Raw genomic sequence first — 20,919 nt, 5'->3', positions numbered from 1 at the left:
AATTAACCTCGCATCCAACGCAACATGATTGCTTTTGTTTCTGCATCACCATTCAACCACAAGTTAATAATGTGCTGGATGATAGCTTTGTTACGGTAGCAATATGAATCAGTTGGACGGTGGCCAACCACATCACCTTGAGTCTGCAGGCGACGAACCGGCTCCGAACCACAAAACGGTGCGTATGCACAATCGCTACAAGCCGGCAATGCTTCGTTTAAAGCTGCTGACGCGATTAGTTGCATTGGCTCACCAAAGAACATCTGCTCGTAGCTATCTGTCAAGACATTGCCTAAGCAGAAAGTATCATCGCCAGTTTCGGCCATCATGCGGGATTCATCGCTTGGGTAAACCTTGCCGTTGTAGTTGTATAGCGTTACGTTGAAGCCGGTTCCTGTTGGACTCTGTAGATCAACAAAGCCAATGCTCCAAGGTGTCATAAGTTTACGCAGAATCAGACCAGCGAAGCACTCTTCGAAAGGAATACCTTTCTTATTTATTTCAATGATGTAATCCAACATTTCCTTGTAGAAATGTAGAAATTCATCTGTTGTGTAGCCGATCTTACGCGCTGCTTTCTCCGCAAAACCGTAGGGGTTCAGTTCACGGATAAAGACTTGGTGTAGGCCTTGGCGAACGTACTCGTCAATAATCTCTTTCGGGTACTTCAGTGATTCTTTGGTTGTCGTCATAAGTGCAGACAAGCGAAGTTCACCATACATCTCACGAACCATATCAAAGCTACGGATTACTTTTTCGTAGCTGTTGCCGCCCGACGTAGGACGGTTGAGGTTGTGTAGCGCAGCATGGCCATCAAGAGAAGTAGAGATTTCTACGTTATGCTCTTTGAAAAATTCAAGATCTGCGTGCGTAACGTTCGTAAGGTTCGTACAGATAACAAATACGATTTCTTTACTTACGCGCTCATTCTTTTCTTTCGCCAGTAGTACCGCTTTTTTTACCTGACTCAAAGCCAGTAGAGATTCACCGCCTTGAAATTCCATAGTGACGGACATAGATGGACTCTGCAGCATGATGTCGATCGAGCGTTCTAGAACCTCATCGCTCATGTCATAGCAACCTTTGTCCGCATTCTCTGTCTTACGGCTAACCTGGCAGTAAGTACAGCTATGGTTACAACGTAATGTCATACAGAAGATGTGAAGCTTGCTGAAGCCGACAATGAAGTCTTTCTTGGTCTTCAGCTTAGATGCCAAGATCTCCATACCGAGCGTTATGTCACCACTGTAAATGAAGTACTTCGCTTTCAGTTCGCGGTAAAGCTTTGAAGTTGGGTCCAGTTGGTTGTTCACCACCGTTTGTATTGCTTCGTTGCTTAGGATCGTCCATTCGCCAAAGTCATTACTTATAAGGTGCTCTGTTTCCGAGAAGCGTGATAGCTTGAAAGGCATCAAGTGGTAACCTTCCACATCGGTGAATTCGGATAGTGGTAAGAACTTACTCATGTTCGATACTTAACTTTTTAATAGCCGTAGCTTGTAGAACATAGTTAAGAAAAGAACCAATTACTTGTTGCTTCTCTTCAGGGCCGTATTCCTGGTTCACTTGGAAATCAAGAGATACAGTGCCTTGGTTCTTCAGCACATCAACCTTAGTGTGCTCTTTAAATGCTTTGCGTGCGTCGCTGATAGCTGACATGTCGCAAGTTGCCAGAGATAGTGTGAAACTCATAACTAACCTTTCTGAACCAAGATATTTAGCGGATCATCTTTGTACTTATCATTAACGCCAGGTACTTGAGTTGGTTTGTTATAGATGCCCTTAGATGCTTCAGCGAACGCAGCGGATACGATAGCTTCACGAATAGCGCCAGTTTCTTTTAGAACGATCTGGCGAACTGCTTGGTCGCAAACTTCATTCATGAAGCGACCACACGCAGAAACCACATCATCTGCAGATGGATTACGGTTATCAGCAAAAGCGATGTTCACTTCGTAGTTCTCACCGCTCTCACCAATATATACGTAGAATTCGCCAGTGAAGTCATATGCTACTTTTAGCAATGCTTCAATTGGGTATGCAGTTTTGGAAAGAGTAACTTTGCCAGCTTCACCTAGCTCATTGTGAAGAGTTTCAATATTCATTAGTAAAGTCTTACATGTTAAAAATCGGCAGGATTATGTGCCCACTACAGACGCACAATCAATAGTAATCGCCTCATGACTCGCATTAGAAAACCTATCAAAACTCTCGGGAAGATATGGATTCCATTTGCTTTCGCCAACACGAAACGGGGCAAAAGACACTTACGCTAGCGCCCTTATCTTATCAGCACGCAACATGCCATTGCTGTCTGAAATTTTTGGCGGAAATGTAACACAAAGTTCAGAAAAGCAGATTTGATTTCGTTCGCATGGAAAACTGATTGGTTATTGATTAATCAGTCAGTAATTGATGTTATTTGCAAGGTGAATTCGTGAGTGTTAATGCATTAGTATAAATAATGGATGGTTTGTGTTTTTCAAGCTAAGTAAAGAACACCAGTAAATTGAAATGGGGCAAAATCGTGTCAGCTATTGATGGCATCTAGCATTCTAAAAAGCCACGCTTAGGTGGCTTTTCTGTTTTCCGCTAGCGCAAAGAGAGCAACGCCTTCCTCATAATGTCTATCGCTTCTTCGACGATATGATTTTCGACAGTGAGTGGAGGCAGCAATCGGATCGCGTTGCCGAACTGACCACAGGGCAGCAAGATAAGGCCTTTGCTACGGCAGGCTTTGATAAAAGGCGGCACATGGCGGGGTTCTGGTTGTCCATCGACGACGAAATCAAACGCAATCATGGCACCTTTGTGGCGGATATGATCGATAGGCAGCTCAGGGTTCAGTTCTTTTAACTCGGAAAAAGCCTGATGCAGGCGGCTTCCCACAGCCTCGGCACGGTCATTAAGGCATTTGGATTCCAATTCATCCAGCACGGCTAACGCGGCTGCGCATCCCACTGGGCTACCACCATAGGTACCACCAAGGCCGCCCGGCGCTGGGCTGTCCATGATATCGCGCTTGCCGATAATGCCAGAAAGTGGATAGCCACCTGCCAGCGCTTTTGCCACTGTGATCAAATCGGGCTGCACATCAAAATGCTCGCTCGCGAGGGTTTTCCCTGTGCGGCCAAAGCCTGTTTGCACTTCGTCGAAAATCAACACAATGCCGTGTTCATCGCAAAGGGCGCGAAGGTGCTCCATCAGCGCATTTGGCGCGGCATAAAAACCGCCTTCCCCTTGAACAGGTTCCAGCACAATGGCAGCAACCGAGGAAGGAGCGATGTCCGTCTTGAACAGTTTCTCCAGTTGTTGCAGCGAATAGGCGGTATCAATGCCCTGATAAGGAACCGGGAAGGGAATGTGGTAAATGTCATTTGGGAACGGACCGAAGCCCTCTTTGTAAGGGGCAATTTTTCCGGTCATGCCCATGGTCAAAAGCGTGCGGCCATGAAAGCCACCATGGAAGGCAATAACACCGCTTCGTTTGGTGTAATGACGGGCGATTTTTACCGCATTTTCCAATGCCTCAGCACCTGTGGTCATCAGGATGGTTTTGGCATCATCGATCGGGGCGATGGCATTTAAACGTTCGGCTAACTCAATGTAATTCTCGTAGCCTGCGACCTGAAAAGCAGTGTGGCTGAATTTCTCGATTTGCTCAGTGACTGCCTGCGTGACAGCGCGGTTATTATGACCGGTATTAACGACTGCAATTCCCGCCGCGAAGTCGATATAACGGTTGTCTTCCACATCCCAAAATTCTGCATTTTTGGCACGTTTTACAAACAGAGGGGTAGCCGAAGCCACGCCTCTGGGAACCGCCGCATTGCGGCGATCCATCAGTGACTGGTTGTTCATTGTTGGTTCCTGATACTGGTGAGTTACAAGAGTCCGCCAAAGCAGACGTATTTGGTTTCGAGGTACTCTTCGATGCCTTGTCGCGATCCTTCCCGGCCTAAACCGGAGGCTTTCACACCGCCAAAGGGGGCGACTTCATTGGAAATCACGCCTTCATTCACGCCGACCATGCCGTATTCCAACGCTTCGCTGACACGCAAACAGCGTTGGATATCCCGCGAATAGAAATAGGCAGCGAGGCCATATTCCGTGTCGTTGGCCATCGCAATGGCTTGCGCTTCATCTTCAAAGCGGAAAAGGGGAGCGACGGGGCCAAAGGTCTCTTCAGAAGCAATCCGCATGGCAGGGGTAACATCGGCCAATACGGTAGGTTGATAGAAGAGGCCACCCAGCGAATGGCTGGCTCCGCCGGTTAGCCGCCGTGCTCCCAAAACCAGTGCATCGCGTATGTGTGATTCGACTTTATCGAGTGCTGAGCGGTTGATGAGTGGGCCAATCTGGTTTCTGGGCTCAAGCCCTGCGCCGACTTTGAGGTTGCTGACGGCATTGGCAAACTTTTCTGCGAAGGCGTCATAGATGCCGGACTGTACCAAGATGCGGTTTGCGCACACGCAGGTTTGCCCTGCATTCCGGAACTTGGAGGCCAGAGCCCCTTCGACAGCTGCATCGATATCCGCATCATCAAAGACGATAAAAGGTGCATTGCCGCCGAGCTCCATCGACACCCGTTTAACGGTATCGGCACATTGCTTAATCAGCGTTTTGCCAACTGCCGTTGAGCCTGTGAAGGAAAGCTTGCGAACATCCGCGCTGTTGCAGAGCACCTTACCCACCTCGGCGCCGTGAGAAGCGGTCACCACATTAATGACACCATCCGGTATACCGGCTTCCTGCGCCAATGACGCCAGCGCCAACGCGGAAAGGGGGGTCGCTTCTGCCGGTTTGACGACGATGGTGCATCCTGCTGCAAGGGCGGGGGCGACTTTGCGGGTGATCATCGCGATGGGGAAATTCCATGGCGTGATAGCCGCGCAGACACCGACAGGTTGTTTGATGGTTTGCAAACGCCTGTCTATCGCGGTTGTCGGAATAACATCACCATAAGTGCGTTTCCCCTCTTCCGCGAACCATTGGATAAATGAAGCGCCGTAGCCAACTTCACCGATCGACTCAGCCAAAGGCTTGCCCGATTCCTGTGTAATGAGCGCTGCCAAATCGGACTGGTTTTCCATAATGAGGTTAAACCAATTCATCAGCTTTTCTGACCGCTGCTTAGCCGTGGTTGTTCGCCAGTTGCCGAATGCCTTTTGGGCTGCATCAATCGCGGCTTGGGTGTCGCTTTCACCCATCTCAGGGACATGGGCGATGATGTTGGTGTAAGCAGGGTCGAAAACGGGGTAGGTTTTCCCGCTTTCACTGTCGACCCAATCGCCACCAATGAATGCCTTATCTCGAATCAACGTCATCGTGCGGCCCCGCTTTTCTCGATATGCTGTTTGGCATACTTCAACAGCGCGTCATATTCCTTGCGGGCTTTCAGCGCATCTTCCAGCGAGATTTGCACAAACTGGGTCTGTGAATTGGGCTGCATCTGACCGATAAGATCCATGTCCACCGACACCACGGTGCCAATCATGAAGTAGCCTCCGCCTGAAACGGCGTCTCGGTGCAACACAATGGGTTCTTTCCCTGCTGGCACCTGAATTGAGCCATAGGGATAACAGCCGTCGACAATGTTGGAAGGGTCGGATCCTGCGCCAAACGGCTGCTCGCGCTCGACAAACTCTAATGGCGTGCCGTTTTTGAACCGGTAGCCAATGCGGTCTGCTTCTGGCGCTACCTGCCAGGTATCTTCGAAAAATTGCTCGCCAGCCGCTTTGGTGATCCGGTGCCAGTAAAGGCCGGGAACCACCCGCAACTGATTCAACCTTGGTCTGCGTAGAAAGTCGGGTAAATAGCGTTCTTCAAACGGCGCTTCATCGCCGCCGACAGGCAGTTCGTCCCCGGCTTGTAGCAATCTGCCTTCAAATCCGCCCAGCGCACCGAGCGTATAGGTCGAACGGCTTCCCAGTACCTCAGGCACATCAATGCCTCCAGCAATGGCGATATAAATTCGCGCGCCGCCTGTCAGATGTGAGAAGGATAGGGTCTGACCGGCTTTCACCTCAAAGCTTGCCCAATTGACCTGCTCTTCCCCATCAACGATGGGGGTCATATCTGCCCCTGTGACGGCTACGGTGGCGTCCTGATTGAACGTCAGTTTGGGTCCCATAAACACCGCTTCCAACACCGCCGCGTTTTCGTCGTTACCAACCAGCCAGTTGGCGCAGCGACAAGCGAATCTGTCCATCGCACCTGAGACCGGAATGCCAAGATGAAAATACCCTTTGCGGCCCAAATCCTGTACAGAGGTGGCGAGCCCGGGGTGGATAACATTAATGCTCATACAGCGCCTCCTGCATTGCTGCGTTATAGCCCGCCATGTCTTTTTCAAACTCAGACAGTGAGAATCGAACCGATTTTGTGCGAGGTTGGTAGGTACCGTCTTCGACCTGTTTGACGATCTCGTGATACTCATTTTCTGAGATAGGTTTGAACTTCACGATGTCGCCCGGTTGGAAGAACACCAGAAAATCTTTCAGGTGTGCCGCGTTTTGCGCCGGGTCGTAAATAGGGACAGGGGTGACACCGAACATTTGGTAGCCACCGGCGCCCCGCACGGAGTAAATACAGGAGAAACAGCCGCCGTAGCCGACCGTCAGCTTGGGTGTGTCGGTTCTGGGCCTGACGTATTTCGGTACCTGTATTTGCTTGTCGCGTTCAACCATTTGGAACATGAACGGCAGACCGGAAACGAACCCCACCATGGTGACAAACCAGGGGGAACCGGAATGCGCCTCAATAAAGGCTTCAATGGAGTCATAGCCGTTGATTCTGGCTGCGTAAGAGAGATCGGTGCCTTCTGGATCCTGATGGCGATCGCGAAACCGCATCAGGGTTTCATGGGTCCAGGGATCTTGGTAGAAAACCGGCACCTCAACGATGCGGGTATCGATTTCTGCCTTTCCTGCCGCTTGCGCTTTTTCGATGTCCTGAATCGCGGCGAGCATGGTTTCAGGCGCGCAAACGTCGGGATTGTACTTCACCTGAAATGAGGCGTTTGCCGGGCAGATTTCCTCAACGCCGGGCAGGTTCGCTTCACGGATGGCCTGGGTGATCGACAAGCTTTTGAAAAAGGCAGCGAGCGACATTTCTTCGCTGACTTCGACGAAAATATGCTCGTCGCCGCCGTATGAATAGCGTGTTTTCATTGTCCTTCCTTAGCTTGCTTGTGGCAGCGAGCAATCCTTTTTGTTGTCTGACTGACCTTGTTCAGGCTTTGGGGCGTCGAGTGTCTCCAGCCATTGTTCAAGCCACGCCGTGTGGAAATTGCCGTTTATCACATCAGGCGCTTCACACAGCTTTTGAAACAGCGGTTGTGTGGTTTTCACACCTTCAATCGACAGTTCGTCCAGTGCCCTTGCCATGCGGTGAATCGCGCTTTCCCTGTCTTCGTCCCAGACAATCAGCTTGCCGAGTAATGAGTCGTAATAAGGGGGAATGGCGAAGCCGGAGTAGATGAGCCCGTCAAAGCGCACACCGCTGCCCATCGGTGGGGTGAAAGATTTGATGACGCCGGGGAAAGGGAGGAAGCCGTTGAACGGGTCTTCCGCATTCAGGCGAATTTCAATGGCATGGCCGCGACGCTGAATGTCCTCTTGTTTGAGAGAAAGGTGCTGACCCGACGCGATCTGAATCATCTCCCGAATCAGGTCAACACCAGTGATGGCTTCGGTGATCGGGTGCTCGACCTGAATGCGGGTATTCATCTCGATGAAATAGAAAGACTCAGATTCATCATCGTAGAGAAACTCAATGGTGCCCGCGCCTTTGTAGTTGACGCTTTTTGCCAGAGATACCGCAGACTGACACATAGCTTCTCGCACCAAATCCGGCAAGACGGCGCAGGGTGCTTCTTCCCAGACTTTCTGGCGGCGACGTTGCAGCGAGCACTCTCGCTCGAACAGGTGCACCGCATTCAGGCCATCCGCAAGAATTTGTACTTCCACATGGCGGGATTGGCGAATGAATTTTTCGAGATAAAGCGTGCCGTCACCAAACGCCGACTGTGCTTCAGCAGATGCCTGATGGTACTGGGTCAGGAACTCGCTTTCGTCTTCAATCACACGAATGCCGCGTCCACCACCGCCCGCTGACGCTTTGATCATCACTGGAAAACCGATGAGTTTGGCCTGTTGAAGCGCCGCTTCCGGGTTATCAGAGGGCGCACTTCCGGGTACCACGGGTACACCGGCTGCCATCGCGGTTTCACGGGCGCGGGCTTTATCAGCCATCTTAGTCATGGTTTGGCCGGACGGGCCGACAAAGATAATGCCTGCCTTACGCACGTCATCTGAGAAGCTGGCATTTTCAGAGAGAAAGCCATAGCCGGGATGAATAGCATCCGCGCCAGACTGCTCTGCCGCCTTAATGACTTTGTCACCGCAAAGATAAGATTGGTTAGCCATCGGGGCACCGATACAAATGGCTTCATCAGCCAGTTTTACTGCAAGGGACTCTTTGTCCGCCTCGCTGTATACCTGCACGGTATGGATCCCCATTTCCTTGGCCGCGCGGATAATGCGCACGGCTATCTCACCGCGATTGGCGATGAGCAATTTTTCGATTGTCATACTGACTCCTTGTGTGCATTCAGAGCGCTTACTTCAGACGGACAATAGGTTGTCCTGCGTTGACCGGGCTTTCGTTCTCAATCAAAAAGTCGTCAATCACACCGGAAGTTTCCGCTTTAATTTCATGGAAGGATTTCATCACTTCCACCAGTCCAATCACGTCACCCGGTTCGATAGCATCTCCCGGATCTTTGTATCGGGGCTGATCGGGAGAAGCCGAGCGGTAAAAGATGCCAGGTAACGGGCAGATAATTTCTTTGTCAGACATGGTTCACTCCTTCGAACGTCTATTCTTTTTCGGCGATGCAGACATCGCTTTGGCGGGAAAGGTGAGGCTGTAACACCTCATTGACCGCTTTGGCGATATCCACCGCATTCGGGGTATCTGAATGCACACAGATGGTTTGGGCGACAACCGGGATCTCTTGACCGTTGTTGGCCGTGACCTTGCCGTGTTCCACCGCCTTCAGAACGCGCTTGGCGGCATAGACAGGATCAGTGGCGTCATGGGTTTGGGTGATCACCAGATGCCCATCTTGATCGTAGTCGAGGTCGGTAAAAAACTCGGGGGTGAAGCCTGCACCGTGTGCACTGTAAATGGTTTCATGGCAGGTGCCTGACAGCCCAAACACTGGCACCTGATAGTGGTGTGCAATCCGGGCAATCGTTTCAGCGATGTCAGGATCAGATGCTGCCATGCCGTAGAGCGCGCCATGCGGTTTGAGATGGTTCAGCGGCATATCGAGCATATCGAGGAAGCCTTTCAGCGCGCCGATCTGGTACACAATCATGTTGTGCAGCTCGCCTTGGCTGAGATGCATTTTACGGCGTCCAAACCCCTGCAAATCAGGTAGCGAGAAATGCGCCCCGACTTTCACGCCGTATTGCTTGGCAAGCTCTACGGTACGTTTCATATGGTTGGGGTCTGAGGCGTGAAACCCGCAGGCGACATTGGCTTCAGTGATGTAAGGCATCAGCGCTTCATCGTCACTGAGTTTGTAGATGCCAAAGCCTTCACCCATGTCGCTGTTGATGTTGATCATAGTGAGACCTTCCTTTTGAAATGTGTTGGTAAGGCGCATATCAGTGGGCTCCCAGCTTGGCGCGCAATCGAATACGAATTTGGTCGACGATGACGGCAAAAATCAGCAGCGCACCGATCACCACGGTTTGCAGGTAAGATTCCACGCGGGTCAGGTTCATGCCGTTTTGCACCAGACTGATAAACACCGCGCCCAAGACGACATGTTCCACTCGCCCGATCCCACCGCGAAGACTGACACCGGCGATGACGCAGGCTGCAATGGACTCGAGGGGCATGGCTGCGCCTATGTTGGCCTCGCCGGTGTCAAGACGGGCGGTGATCAACATCCCTGCCATGGCTGCGAAGGACGCGCAGAGCAGGTACGCCAGAATCAGCGTTTTGTGGGTGTTGATCCCTGAGAGACGGGCGGCATTGATGTTTCCACCAACTGCATAGAAATAGCGGCCCAGACGGGTACGGTTGACGATGGCCATGGCAAAAATCGTCATCAGCAAGGCAACCAGAATCGGTGTGGGCAAGCCAAAAATGTTGCCAAAGCCAAAGGTGTTGCCGAACTCCATCGGCATGCCATACACCGGCGATCCGCCTGTCATATAAAGGGCGATACCAAAACCAATGGAGGAGATGCCCAGCGTCATCACAAAGGGTGAAACCTGAAAATGCGCGACGCCGATGCCATTGATAAATCCGACGACCAAGCCAACGGCAACACCTGCAGCCATCCCTACAAGAATGGCGAGATACACAGATTCCGGGAAAGCGGCATAGGTTGCTGCCATGGTGGTGGCCCCGACCACGGACGAGAGGGCGATAATGGTGCCGACGGAAAGATCAAACCCTGCGGTTAACAGCACAAACATCTGTCCGATGGAGACCATCACCAGATACGAAGACTGGCGAAGCAGGTTCAGCAGGTTGCGTGCTGTCAGGAAGTTTTCTGATGCCGATGCAAAGATAGCGACGGCGATCACCACAAGGATAGGCAGGACACCCACCTTCACAAATAACCGTGTCATCCGGTTGGCAAATTGCCCTTTGGAAGCGCCCAGATCGGCGCCTTGGGAACTGGCCTTCACTGGCTCACTGTTCATTTTCATACTCCATTGATTCAAAAAAGTGGCTGAGCGCCTTGGTTTCCGTTATCTCTGCTCTCTGAAGGTGGGCGGCGATTTGTCCTTCACGCATCACGTAGAGACGGTGGGAGAGGTGCACGACCTCGGGCAGATCGGAAGAAATGATGACGACTGCTGCCCCTTGCTCGCACAAACCGGCAATAAAGCGATAGATTTCCGCGCGTGTCCCGACATCCACCCCCACGGTGGGTTCGTCGAACACATACAGCGAGACATCGCGGGTCAGGCATTTCGCCAACAGCACTTTCTGTTGATTACCACCGCTGAACTGGCCGACATCGCGCTCGGTTTGCATCGGGTAGAGCTTGAGCCTTGTTGCAAGGCTTTGGGTTTGCTTGCGTTCGTGGGCAAGATTCAGCGCGCCGTGGCGATGGGAAAGGGGATGAGAACCCAAAGAGGGCAAACTGATGTTTTCCCGGCAACTGCGGTTGAGCACCAAACCTTCGTCTTTGCGGTCACGGGAGTTATAGAAAAATCCGCGGTCCAGCATCTCGCGGATGCTAAGCCCTGTGACATTTTCACCGTTGAACACCACGCAACCGGCAGTGACCTTCTCTGCACCAAAACAGGCTCTGAGGGCTTCGGATTTGCCGCAGCCAACCAACCCGGCAAAGCCGACGATCTCCCCGGCTCTGACGTGGAAAGAAAGGTCTTCGACAAGTCGGTTGTCGATGGTGAGGGATTGCACGTCCAACACGGTTTCAGTGGGTAAAAAGGGCACGTGCGGATAGACGTTGTCGATTTCCCTACCCGTCATCATAGTGATGAGGTCTTGCTCCTCGACAGTATCAACCTCACGGGTGCCGATGTATTTTCCATCCCGCAGCACTGTAATCCGGTCTGCAATCTGGCGGATTTCGCCCATGCGGTGAGAGATATAGATGATGCCGACGTCTTGTGCTTTGAGCTGATCAATCAGCGAAAATAACTGCTCGGTTTCCTGATGCGTCAGGGACGCTGTCGGCTCATCAAGGATCAGTACCGACAATTCGCCACGAAGCGCTTTAGCAATTTCCACCATTTGCTTTTCAGCACGGGAAAGCTCGCTGACGGGCAGATGTGCATCAAGGTCAAACCCCATTTTTTCGAGCAGGACCTGCGCTTCGGTGTGCAGGGTGGCATTATCGAGAAAACGTCCGGTCAACGGCTCTTCGCCCAGAAACAGGTTTTGGGCAATGGAGAGGGTGTCGACCAGAGAAAACTCCTGAAACACCGCACTGATGCCTTTTTGCCTCGCGTCGTAAACGCTTTTGAAGCGCACGGTGTCTTCGAAAAAGCGCATCTCTCCGGCCGTTGGCTGGTTGGCGCCGGAGATAATGGAAATCAGCGTTGATTTCCCCGCGCCATTCTCGCCAAACAACACGTGAACTTCGCCGGGCTCAAGGGTGAAGTCCACCCCGTCGAGCGCTTTTACACCGGGATACTGTTTGTGTATCCCGTGTAGGCTGAGAATCGGTGCGTCCATCACTGCGGCTTCACTGTAAACGTGGGTTTAAAGTTCGCTGGCGCGAGGGAGCTGTTACGATCAAAGCTGCTGATGTTGCTGTCATCGATGACATAAAGCTGTGGTCCCACATGTTTGGTGTAGGGTTTGCCTTCGAGAATACGGATAGCTTGATCAATCGCGACACGGCCTTGGATAACCGCCGAGTCTGTTGGCGCAGCAACGATAAGGTTACGTTTGATCCCCTGATAAACGCCGGGTGTGAAGTAGTAGGAAAGGACGCCGATTTGATCAGTGAGACCACGGGCACGGAGTAGGCTGGTGGCGGCTTCTGCGGTCACTGCTGTGCCGACGATGTAATCCAGATCTGGATGCGCTTCGAGGGTGTCTTCCACCAGTTTGAGCTGCACTTCTTTACCAGTATCGCCGTATTTGGTTTCTACTACGTCAATGTTTGAGCCTCCTACGGCAGACTGAAAACCCTTGTTTCCGGCTTCAACCCAACCTGCGCCAGGAGGTCCCGGAAACCAGCCGACTTTAACTCTCTCTTTATCGTTCTGGTGGCGCTCCGCCAGATACTGGCCAATCTTTGCGCCCATCTCGCCAAATGAGACCAGAGACTTCGCCGAGATATCTGGCGATGACATGCCGTTGACGATGTCGATAACCGGCACACCGGACTGGGCGATATTCTTCACCAGATTATTGAGACCATCGTAAGAAATGGCGCCCACTATCACGGCGTCTGCGCCGGAAGCCACACAGTCTTCAATCTGTGAAAGCTGAGTATTGAGGTTGGTGTAACCGCCAGCCTCCACCAACTGCATTTCGACGCCGGCGCGTTTTGCTTCATCCACAACGCCGTAGTTCACTGCGGTCCAATAGGCATCTTTGAGGTGCGGGAAGGAAACGCAGATGTCCCACGCCTTGCTGGCCTTTTCAACGGGCTGATATTGCATCACGTCGCGGGCACTGCTCATGTCGAACGGAGTCGTCCAGACATCAACCGTGTACGGGTACCAGCTTTCGCTGTTTGCAGCGCTGCTTTGAGCCAGCGCCATTGCACCGACCAAGGTTAACCATGGGACAGCAGAAGGTTTGCCGTTCATGTTTCTTCTCCCTGTTACTTCAACCAATGTTTGCAATGGTCATGGCGAGAAACGCCGGATTTGACTATTGCTCGATGTGTTAATAACAGGTTAAATTTGCATCACTGGTATGTAAATTATAGAGTTTTGTCTAGTGTTATTAGAAAAAAAGATAACAAAACGCGCTGTGATATCACCTAGTGAAACTGAGTTATTTCATTGATAGTTAAAGGTTAAATGGAGCTTTAATGTCGTTTTTCAAACCTGTCGACAGGTCTGGATATCAGAAGAATGGATACAAGACTTAAGGAAAACAGAACATGCTTCCAACCATGAAACAGATTCGCTATTTCATCGCGACGGCGGACTCCGGGCAGGTCTCTCAAGCGGCCAATGCCATGCACGTTTCCCAGTCAGCGATTACCACCGCCATCAAACAGTTGGAAGAGATGCTTAATGTGAACCTGTTTGTGCGTCAGCCTCATGGCATGTTACTAACTTATGAAGGGAACCAGTTTTATCAACATGCTACGCACATCGTGAAGGAGCTGGAAGAAGCCATGTTGCTTTCGCACCGCTCCGCCAATCAGGTGGAAGGCACCATTACTGTGGCCATGTCCTACACGGTGGCGGGATACTTTGTACCGCCCTATCTGACACGGTTTCAGCGCAGCTATCCCAATGTGAACCTGAAGCTGGTGGAAGCCACCCGGGGGGATATCGAAGAAGGCGTGGTATCAGGGGAATTTGATGTTGCCTTTATGCTGACCTCCAACCTGATTAACCAGGAAGACATCAGCTTCCAAACCCTGTTGAGTTCGCAGCGTCGACTGTGGCTCAGTTCCAGTCATCCTCTGCTGGAAAACAAAATGGTGACCTTTCACGATGTGGCTCAATATCCCTACATTATGCTAACGGTCGATGAGGCAAGTAACACTGCCCTGCGCTACTGGAACCAAACGCCCTATCAGCCCAATACCATTTTCCGCACCTCTTCCGTGGAATCTGTGCGCAGTCTGGTCGCGAACGATTACGGCATCACTATTCTGTCAGACATGGTTTATCGCCCTTGGTCACTGGAAGGAAGGAGGGTGGAAGTGCGTCCACTCGCTGATCATGTACCACCGATGGATGTGGGTTTGGTGTGGTCCCGAAAGCGTGAGCGTAGTGATGCAGTCACTGCATTCTGTGAATTTATGGAACTTTCAGTGACACCGGATAATGGGTTTTCGCAACGGTACTGATCAGTTTCTAAGGATTAATCTGGTTTCACCTTTCAGGCCAAAAATTACCCAACGGGCAAGAATTGCGCAAAGTTTGAGCGGTTTTTTGCCCGGGTATTTGGTTGAAATTCTCAAGTGTCTGTTTATCTGAAAAAACCTAATTGGCATATGTGTTGCCTGTGTGTATTGGTCGATACATACACTCGCTGCAGAAGGAATACGCAATGCCAACTCCATGCTATATCGCGATTGAAGGTCAAACCCAAGGCAATATCACTGCCGGTGCATTTACCGCCGATTCTGTCGGTAACATCTATGTTGAAGGTCATGAAGATGAAATGCTGGTACAGGCATTTGATCACATCGTGACTGTTCCCACCGACCCACAAAGTGGTCAGCCGTCAGGTCAACGTGTCCACAAACCATTCAAGTTCACCGTGGCGCTGAACAAAGCGGTACCCCTCATGTATAACGCGCTGTCATCGGGTGAAATGCTGCCGAAAATTGAACTCAAGTGGTACAGGACGTCAGTAGAAGGTAAGCAGGAACACTTTTTCTCGACCATTTTGACAGACGGCACCATTATCGATATTGACTGCAATATGCCGCACTGTCAGGACTTAGAGAAAAAAGAGTTTACTCAGCTAGTGACTGTGTCCGTGGCTTACCGAAAAATCGATTGGGAACATACCGTCGCAGGCACATCAGGTGCCGACGACTGGAGAGCGCCAATCGAAGGGTAAAACACTGGGTAAGTGTCGACTTCAGTTGATGCTTACCCGTTATCCATCGAACAGATACCGCACAAGCGTCTAGGGATGGTTTAACGATGGCGAACGCGACAGGGCTACAGTTCACTTTTCAGACCAGCAGTCTGGATCTTTCATTGTTTGGTGTTCTTGGCTTTTCCGTTGAGGAGGGGCTTTCGACGCCCTTCATGGCAAAAGTTGAGCTGGTAAGCCGTGAAGCAGGCGTTTCGCCTGACCAACTGGTAGACAAAGATGGTTTACTTTGCGTATGGAAAGACGGTGTACTGTACCGGCAATTTCATGGCATCGTCAGCCGTTTTACCCGCGGGGACACCGGTCATTCGCAAACTTACTACTTTCTGGAGCTGGTTCCTGCGCTGAAACGGTTGAGCCTGCGCCAGAACAGCCGGATCTTCCAAAGTGCTGATGCTGTTCAAATCATCTCTACACTGCTGGAGGAGATGGGCGTTGATGATTTCGCGTTCTCACTGACACACACGCCCGCTACCCGCGAGTATTGTGTGCAGTATCGAGAGTCGGATTTAGATTTTGTCGAACGCTTGGCAGCCGAAGAGGGAATGTTTTACTTCTTCGAGCAATCAGGCGGTAAGCATTCGCTGGTGTTTGCGGACGACAGCTCCGTACTATCTGCTATTTCTACCCCACTGACTTACGAGCCTAACATTGGCGGCGTGGCTGAATATCCCTATATCCGTAGCTTCAAACCCTCCAGCGAAATGGGGGCGTCCAGTGCAACTCTAAAAGATTACAGCTTTAAAAAACCCGACTATGGGTTGGTGCACAGCCACACAGGGACAGACCTCAGCTTTCAGCGCGCGACTTATGAACATTACGACTATCCCGGACGGTTTAAAGACGACGGTTCGGGGAAACCTTTCACTCAGTTCCGGCTTGAGTCTCTGAGGCGCGAAAGTCTGTCCGCTTCTTTGCTGAGCAATATTCCCGCCATCTCACCGGGTCTGAAAATGACGGTTGAAGGGCCTGAAGACGCGTCTGACGTCAACATGGAATGGCTTGGTGTCAGGGTTATCCATATAGGTACCCAGCCTCAGGCAGCACAGGAATCGGGGGGCGAAGGCCAAACGACCTACAACAATGAGGCTGTGGTGATTCCGGCAACCAGAACCTGGCGCCCGATGCCGAATATCAAACCCCGCGTCGATGGCCCTCAAATTGCGATTGTTGTGGGGCCAGCCAATGAAGAAATCTTCTGTGATGAGCATGGGCGGGTCAAAGTCCAGTTTCCTTGGGACCGAGTGGGGGAGTGGAACGAAAACTCTAGTTGCTGGGTGCGCGTGGCGCAGGGCTGGGCTGGAGCGAGCTATGGCGCTGTGAGTGTACCGAGGATCGGTCACGAAGTGATTGTGAGTTTTCTAGAAGGAGATCCTGACCAGCCGATTGTAACGGGAAGAACCTATCACGCTGCCAACCTTGTTCCGCAGTCTTTGCCGGCGCATAAAACACAGACTGTGTTGCGGACGCAAACCCACAAAGGTGACGGCTTTAATGAGCTGCGCTTCGAAGATGAGTCAGGCAAAGAAGAGATTTATGTCCATGCTCAGAAGGATGTTAACCGAGTCATCGAAAACAACGAGGGCGACATTGTTGGTAATGACAGGCAGCGGGACGTTAAGAATAACGAAACGGTAAAAATCGGTGATACCCAGAAGATCAGTGTCGGCAATGATCAACACATCAAGGTCAACCGCTTCTTGACGGAAACGGTAGGGATAGCCAGCACACTTACGGTGGGCGGGGCGTATCAAGTGACCGTCGGGGGTGCAAAAAATGAATCGGTCGCGTTGGTCAGCGCAGAGCAAGTTGGGACGATTAAATCCATTGTTGCGGGTAAATCGATTCACTCCAACACCAAGAAATACGTCGTTCAAGCGGAGAAAATCGTGCTCAGTACAAAGGGTGCCATGATTGAAATGGATGCATCCGGCATTTTGATTAAGGGCAATCAAGTCAAAATCAAAGGCAACGCAATTGATTTTTCGAGTGCGGGCGGTGGCGACAAAGAGGACAAGCCATTTAAAGAAAAATGCACCAAGGGGAAAGGGTAATGACAGTAACAAAAACCCTCAGTGCATCCTTACTCGAAGCCAAAAATCAAAGTGAAGAATGTCGCCTTTATGTCCTTCTCGACCCTTCACACAACGAGCAGCTTATCGCCGCGGTTCAGGGCATGTCGACGCGTCATCGCTGCCTGTTTGTCGGGGAAGATTTAGAAGAATTTCAGGAAGAATCGCCCTGGATAGCTGAAATTCTTGAAGGAGAGCCGCTTTTTGACTGGCTACTCAAAGAAACCTTTGGCAAACAGCAGGTCCTTTACTTTGTCAGCAATCAGGGGATAGACAGCCTCTTCATCAAGCTTCAAAGGGTCAAAGAAGTTGTCGAGCCGAGTGGGGAGTTGGTTTATTTCCGGTTTTACGATGCCAATACTCTGAACCGTTATTTACCTGTGTTTTCAGAAGGACAGCGACGTGAGTTTTTCAGCGCCATGAACAGTGTTTACGCTGAGGAAGGGGAAGAGGGCTTCTTTACGTACACGCTTAATGCGGACGCGACCATGAACTGGTCGGTATCTGGCAACATTGAAGATTCAGGTATTTATCCACTTCCGGGGTTAAAAACCGAAGAGCATGACCCGTCTCTACCTTGGTTTTTCACCGAGGAGCAGCTTCAGTATCCGTTATTTGCCCATCGTGACGAACTGATCGATGACTTGATTGAATACCTGGAGTATGAAGAAGTCGAAACGGTGCACTTCTATCCAAAAGGGTTTGTCCGGGCCATGGTTAATCAGGGCATAGAGCACTGTTTTACCTACAAGGTTTTGGACCTTATCCATATGCGGCTTTTCATTAACCTGATGTGGACGATCAACCCTCAGTTTCATCTGCAACCCTCCATACATCAGGTGTTATCCCAATCATCCAGCACAGAAGAAAAGTTCGATACGCTGCTGTCTGATGACTTTGAGGAAGTCTGGATACGTGCTGGCGCAGAAAAATACAAGGATTGGTGGCCTGAGGGTGAGGGGGCGTCATGAGTAACGAATATACGCGTTTGTTAGAAGAAGCCAGAGACAAAAAGCTTTGGGAAGAAGCGGGAGAAATTGCCAAAAACAACCCGCAGATCATCACAGATATCACAGGGATTTTTGACCCGACGCCGGCAAGTGATGGGATTTCCGCCGTCATTTCAGCGGCAAAAGGAGACTGGCTGGGAGCCGGTTTGTCATTGGTTTCCATGATCCCTTATGCGGGGGACGCACTGGCAAAGCCTGCTAAGTTTGCCAAATATGGGAGCAAGGTTCAGGGACTGGTCGGACTGATGTTTAAGAAGTTCGACAATGTCGCCTCGATGACCAAGTCTTACGCCAGTATTTTGTCAAAACAGCAAATTGTTAAAGCTAGGATGCAGGCGCTTCAGAAAGCTCGAACTCAAATGATTAATGCACGTAAAAACGCGTTTAAGTGTAAAAAATGCGAGCAATTTAAGCGGAAACACAAAATGCCCTCTAGCCGAAAAGGAACGTGGAACCCTCCAGGAGCTAACGATCCGAAAAGTCCGAATTTTGGCTCAGGTAAATTCACGTTCAATGATCCTATCAATCTTCCTAATCCTCCGGGAGGACAGGTCAACTCGGTTAATTACAGGAATGGTTTTCCAGATTTCAGACCAGAGCATGTTCAGGGTAAAACGTACTTAACTGAAGTTACGAATGATGTTGGGAAAGATATGAGAGCGCTGAGCAATGTCGGTGTAAAAAACCCTGGTGATGGTTGGACGTTACACCATTTTGAGGACGGTGCAGTGGGCTATGTGCCCTCAGATCTACATAGTGTTTCTTCACATGCAGGTAGTAGATCACTGATGGATACTGAGGTGTTTTGAGATGGAAAAATCCAGAAAAAACAAGATGATAGAATTTTGGATGAATGAGGTTTCGACACTGGATAACGATGTTGATGAAAAGTTATCGACCAAAGATGATGTGGAAAGCTTTGAAGCTCGACATGAAGTGGCACTGCCAAGTTCTTTTGTGGATTTTGTTGTGAATTGCGGGGCGTGTAGCTTTAACGAGTTAGATTGGCATTGCAGCATTATTAATATTGATTTGGGTGAGAGGGCAGCTAAAGAGGTACTGCTACACAACTATATCCGCAATATAAGGCAAATAGATGATGCTTTAGAGCAATTAAATCAAGAGCTTCCCGATTTCTGGGAAACAGGAGGCGCATTGATTCCCCCCAAAATGATTCCTATTGGGGATAGCCTTTGGAAAGAAAACGGATTTTTGCTCATGGACCTATCCGAGAACCATTACGGGTCACTATGGCATTGGCGTTTTATTCAAGAGGCATGGGGGGATGAAGAAAACAGTATGCTCCTGAAAGTATCTGACAGCTTTGACATTTGGCTTGATGAGCTAAAAAGTTGGGATGAGGCTGATTTAATCGTTTCTCAAGAGGATGGTAAGGAAAATGAAAGCTGAGCTGATAGAACATTTGTGTGAAGGCATCTCTTGGGCGGAGATTGACGAAGAGTTTGGAGAAAGCAGATCTGTTTACTGTTCGACAGAGAGTGATTTGAACGCAATTGAGACGTTTTTGAATCGCGAGCTTCCAAATGACTACCGGTGGTTTATGAAAAACTATGGTATGTGTGAAATTGAGGATGAGCGTGTTCATATTACATTGAACGGAGTGTCACTTTCCTTTCTTGCGGCATTCAAATCTGCTGACCAAGCACTTGTTTTAACCCAAATGTTGTCTGAAAACGGTCCAGATAAAAGAATTCCGGATGAAAGCTTGATCATTGCGGATTCCATTTCAGGCGATTTTTTAGTTATGGATCTTAGTAATACTCGATTTGGTTTTATCTACTTTCTCAGCAATTTGAAACCATGGGGGGCTTTTGAGGACAGTGACTATCTTGTTTTAATTGCCAAATCGCTGACAGATTTGCTGTTAAAGATTGTAGAAAATGACTCGCCTGAGGAGCCTGATTTCAACATTCCCGAAGATATGATTCGATGAGTCTGAGTGTTGATGAGTTAGCTGAGCAGATTGCTTGGAAGCCCCTTGATGAAGAGAGCGGAGAAACACCAGAGCTGTTTTGTTCGACAGAAGAGCAAGTGTTAGCTTTGGAAGCCTTTCTCAATACCAAGTTACCCCAAGATTACAGATGGTTCCTAAGAAGTGTTGGGATGCGCTTGATTGAGGATCGTAGGATTGAGGTCAGAGTGAATGGTATTTCACTAGAGTTTTTAGACTGGTTTCGGGATGCAGTTGATGTACTCACATTCACTATGATGGCAAGTGATGTCGATGACGATGGGGATGCTCGTATCCCGCCGAATTTAGTGGTGATGGAAAGCTCCATTTCTCGAGATTTATTGCTGCTTGATGTTTCTGAGAGGAACTACGGAAAAATCTGGTACATGAACGGATTTCAAGGTGAAAAAGATTGGTCTGGACACGATTATGAAGGGCTTGTGTTTTTGGCTAATTCATTCACCGAGTTATTGGGAAAAATTGTCCGGTGTGGCGATGAAATCGAACTTGATGCGTACGATAGCGAATAAACTTTGGGTAACTAGGAAGAAAAAGA

21 protein-coding genes are annotated in these 20,919 nt (G+C 50.1%); 8 read left to right on the top strand and 13 right to left on the bottom strand.

Translation table 11 applies throughout. From position 1 onward, the window contains the following. Positions 1-2 precede the first annotated feature (2 nt). The 13 genes from hxsB to torT all read right to left on the bottom strand — a co-directional run bounded on the left by hxsB (position 3) and on the right by torT (position 13,325). Positions 3-1,466 (bottom strand): His-Xaa-Ser system radical SAM maturase HxsB, encoded by a 1,464-nt coding sequence (gene hxsB / locus GCE9029_RS10680; protein WP_062663260.1) that lies wholly within the window; start codon positions 1,464-1,466, stop codon positions 3-5. Next, positions 1,459-1,692, bottom strand: a complete 234-nt coding sequence (locus GCE9029_RS10675) for a hypothetical protein (RefSeq protein WP_062663259.1) — start codon at positions 1,690-1,692, stop codon at positions 1,459-1,461. Before GCE9029_RS10675 ends, hxsB begins: the two co-directional genes overlap by 8 nt. Positions 1,693-1,694: 2 nt before the next feature. After that, a complete protein-coding gene (gene hxsD / locus GCE9029_RS10670) occupies positions 1,695-2,105 on the bottom strand; it encodes a His-Xaa-Ser system protein HxsD (protein WP_062663258.1) in 411 nt (136 codons plus the stop codon). A 487-nt stretch (positions 2,106-2,592) separates the two neighbouring features. After that, complete coding sequence (gene gabT, locus GCE9029_RS10665) at positions 2,593-3,861, bottom strand: 4-aminobutyrate--2-oxoglutarate transaminase (RefSeq protein ID WP_062663257.1); 1,269 nt, start codon at positions 3,859-3,861, stop codon at positions 2,593-2,595. A gap of 23 nt (positions 3,862-3,884) precedes the next feature. Then, positions 3,885-5,327 carry an NAD-dependent succinate-semialdehyde dehydrogenase gene (locus GCE9029_RS10660; RefSeq protein WP_062663256.1) on the bottom strand — a complete coding sequence of 481 codons (1,443 nt, stop codon included), beginning with the start codon at positions 5,325-5,327 and terminating at the stop codon, positions 3,885-3,887. Beyond that, positions 5,324-6,307, bottom strand: a complete 984-nt coding sequence (locus GCE9029_RS10655; RefSeq protein ID WP_062663255.1) for a 5-oxoprolinase subunit C family protein — start codon at positions 6,305-6,307, stop codon at positions 5,324-5,326. The genes GCE9029_RS10660 and GCE9029_RS10655 overlap by 4 nt, the downstream gene beginning before the upstream one ends. Next, a complete protein-coding gene (locus GCE9029_RS10650) occupies positions 6,297-7,172 on the bottom strand; it encodes a 5-oxoprolinase subunit B family protein (protein ID WP_002540640.1) in 876 nt (291 codons plus the stop codon). The genes GCE9029_RS10655 and GCE9029_RS10650 overlap by 11 nt, the downstream gene beginning before the upstream one ends. Before the next feature lie 9 nt (positions 7,173-7,181). Then, on the bottom strand, positions 7,182-8,594 hold the full coding sequence (locus tag GCE9029_RS10645) for an acetyl-CoA carboxylase biotin carboxylase subunit (protein WP_062663254.1): 1,413 nt from the start codon (positions 8,592-8,594) through the stop codon (positions 7,182-7,184). Between the two features lie 28 nt (positions 8,595-8,622). Next, positions 8,623-8,862 (bottom strand): acetyl-CoA carboxylase, encoded by a 240-nt coding sequence (locus GCE9029_RS10640; RefSeq protein ID WP_046303945.1) that lies wholly within the window; start codon positions 8,860-8,862, stop codon positions 8,623-8,625. Positions 8,863-8,881: 19 nt separating this feature from the next. Then, positions 8,882-9,637, bottom strand: a complete 756-nt coding sequence (pxpA, locus tag GCE9029_RS10635; protein WP_062665585.1) for a 5-oxoprolinase subunit PxpA — start codon at positions 9,635-9,637, stop codon at positions 8,882-8,884. Positions 9,638-9,677: 40 nt separating this feature from the next. Next, positions 9,678-10,730 (bottom strand): ABC transporter permease, encoded by a 1,053-nt coding sequence (locus GCE9029_RS10630; RefSeq protein ID WP_197475352.1) that lies wholly within the window; start codon positions 10,728-10,730, stop codon positions 9,678-9,680. Beyond that, positions 10,720-12,237, bottom strand: a complete 1,518-nt coding sequence (locus GCE9029_RS10625; RefSeq protein ID WP_062663253.1) for a sugar ABC transporter ATP-binding protein — start codon at positions 12,235-12,237, stop codon at positions 10,720-10,722. The genes GCE9029_RS10630 and GCE9029_RS10625 overlap by 11 nt, the downstream gene beginning before the upstream one ends. Next, positions 12,237-13,325 carry a TMAO reductase system periplasmic protein TorT gene (gene torT / locus GCE9029_RS10620; RefSeq protein WP_062663252.1) on the bottom strand — a complete coding sequence of 363 codons (1,089 nt, stop codon included), beginning with the start codon at positions 13,323-13,325 and terminating at the stop codon, positions 12,237-12,239. The genes GCE9029_RS10625 and torT overlap by 1 nt, the downstream gene beginning before the upstream one ends. 299 nt (positions 13,326-13,624) lie before the next feature. Between torT and GCE9029_RS10615 the strand changes: the two genes are divergently transcribed. The 8 genes from GCE9029_RS10615 to GCE9029_RS10580 all read left to right on the top strand — a co-directional run bounded on the left by GCE9029_RS10615 (position 13,625) and on the right by GCE9029_RS10580 (position 20,893). Then, a complete protein-coding gene (locus tag GCE9029_RS10615; RefSeq protein ID WP_062663251.1) occupies positions 13,625-14,548 on the top strand; it encodes a LysR substrate-binding domain-containing protein in 924 nt (307 codons plus the stop codon). Between the two features lie 203 nt (positions 14,549-14,751). Then, positions 14,752-15,270, top strand: coding sequence for an Hcp family type VI secretion system effector (locus GCE9029_RS10610; RefSeq protein WP_002540653.1), 519 nt, complete (start codon positions 14,752-14,754; stop codon positions 15,268-15,270). An 86-nt stretch (positions 15,271-15,356) separates the two neighbouring features. Further along, on the top strand, positions 15,357-17,363 hold the full coding sequence (locus GCE9029_RS10605) for a type VI secretion system Vgr family protein (RefSeq protein WP_062663250.1): 2,007 nt from the start codon (positions 15,357-15,359) through the stop codon (positions 17,361-17,363). Continuing rightward, positions 17,363-18,352: a DUF4123 domain-containing protein gene (locus GCE9029_RS10600; protein WP_062663249.1), complete on the top strand. Its 990-nt coding sequence runs from the start codon at positions 17,363-17,365 to the stop codon at positions 18,350-18,352. The genes GCE9029_RS10605 and GCE9029_RS10600 overlap by 1 nt, the downstream gene beginning before the upstream one ends. After that, positions 18,349-19,200: a hypothetical protein gene (locus tag GCE9029_RS10595; protein WP_062663248.1), complete on the top strand. Its 852-nt coding sequence runs from the start codon at positions 18,349-18,351 to the stop codon at positions 19,198-19,200. The genes GCE9029_RS10600 and GCE9029_RS10595 overlap by 4 nt, the downstream gene beginning before the upstream one ends. 1 nt (position 19,201) lies before the next feature. Then, the gene (locus GCE9029_RS10590; protein ID WP_062663247.1) at positions 19,202-19,801 is read left to right on the top strand and encodes an SMI1/KNR4 family protein; all 600 of its coding nucleotides are present in this window, start codon (positions 19,202-19,204) and stop codon (positions 19,799-19,801) included. Then, positions 19,791-20,345: an SMI1/KNR4 family protein gene (locus tag GCE9029_RS10585; RefSeq protein WP_062663246.1), complete on the top strand. Its 555-nt coding sequence runs from the start codon at positions 19,791-19,793 to the stop codon at positions 20,343-20,345. Before GCE9029_RS10590 ends, GCE9029_RS10585 begins: the two co-directional genes overlap by 11 nt. Continuing rightward, complete coding sequence (locus tag GCE9029_RS10580) at positions 20,342-20,893, top strand: SMI1/KNR4 family protein (protein WP_062663245.1); 552 nt, start codon at positions 20,342-20,344, stop codon at positions 20,891-20,893. Before GCE9029_RS10585 ends, GCE9029_RS10580 begins: the two co-directional genes overlap by 4 nt. The last annotated feature ends 26 nt before the right edge of the window (positions 20,894-20,919 follow it).

This window comes from Grimontia celer (assembly GCF_900055185.1).
GTDB lineage: Bacteria > Pseudomonadota > Gammaproteobacteria > Enterobacterales > Vibrionaceae > Enterovibrio > Enterovibrio celer.
Note: the sequence above shows the minus strand (reverse complement) of the source record. Positions and strands in the feature narration are given on the sequence as shown.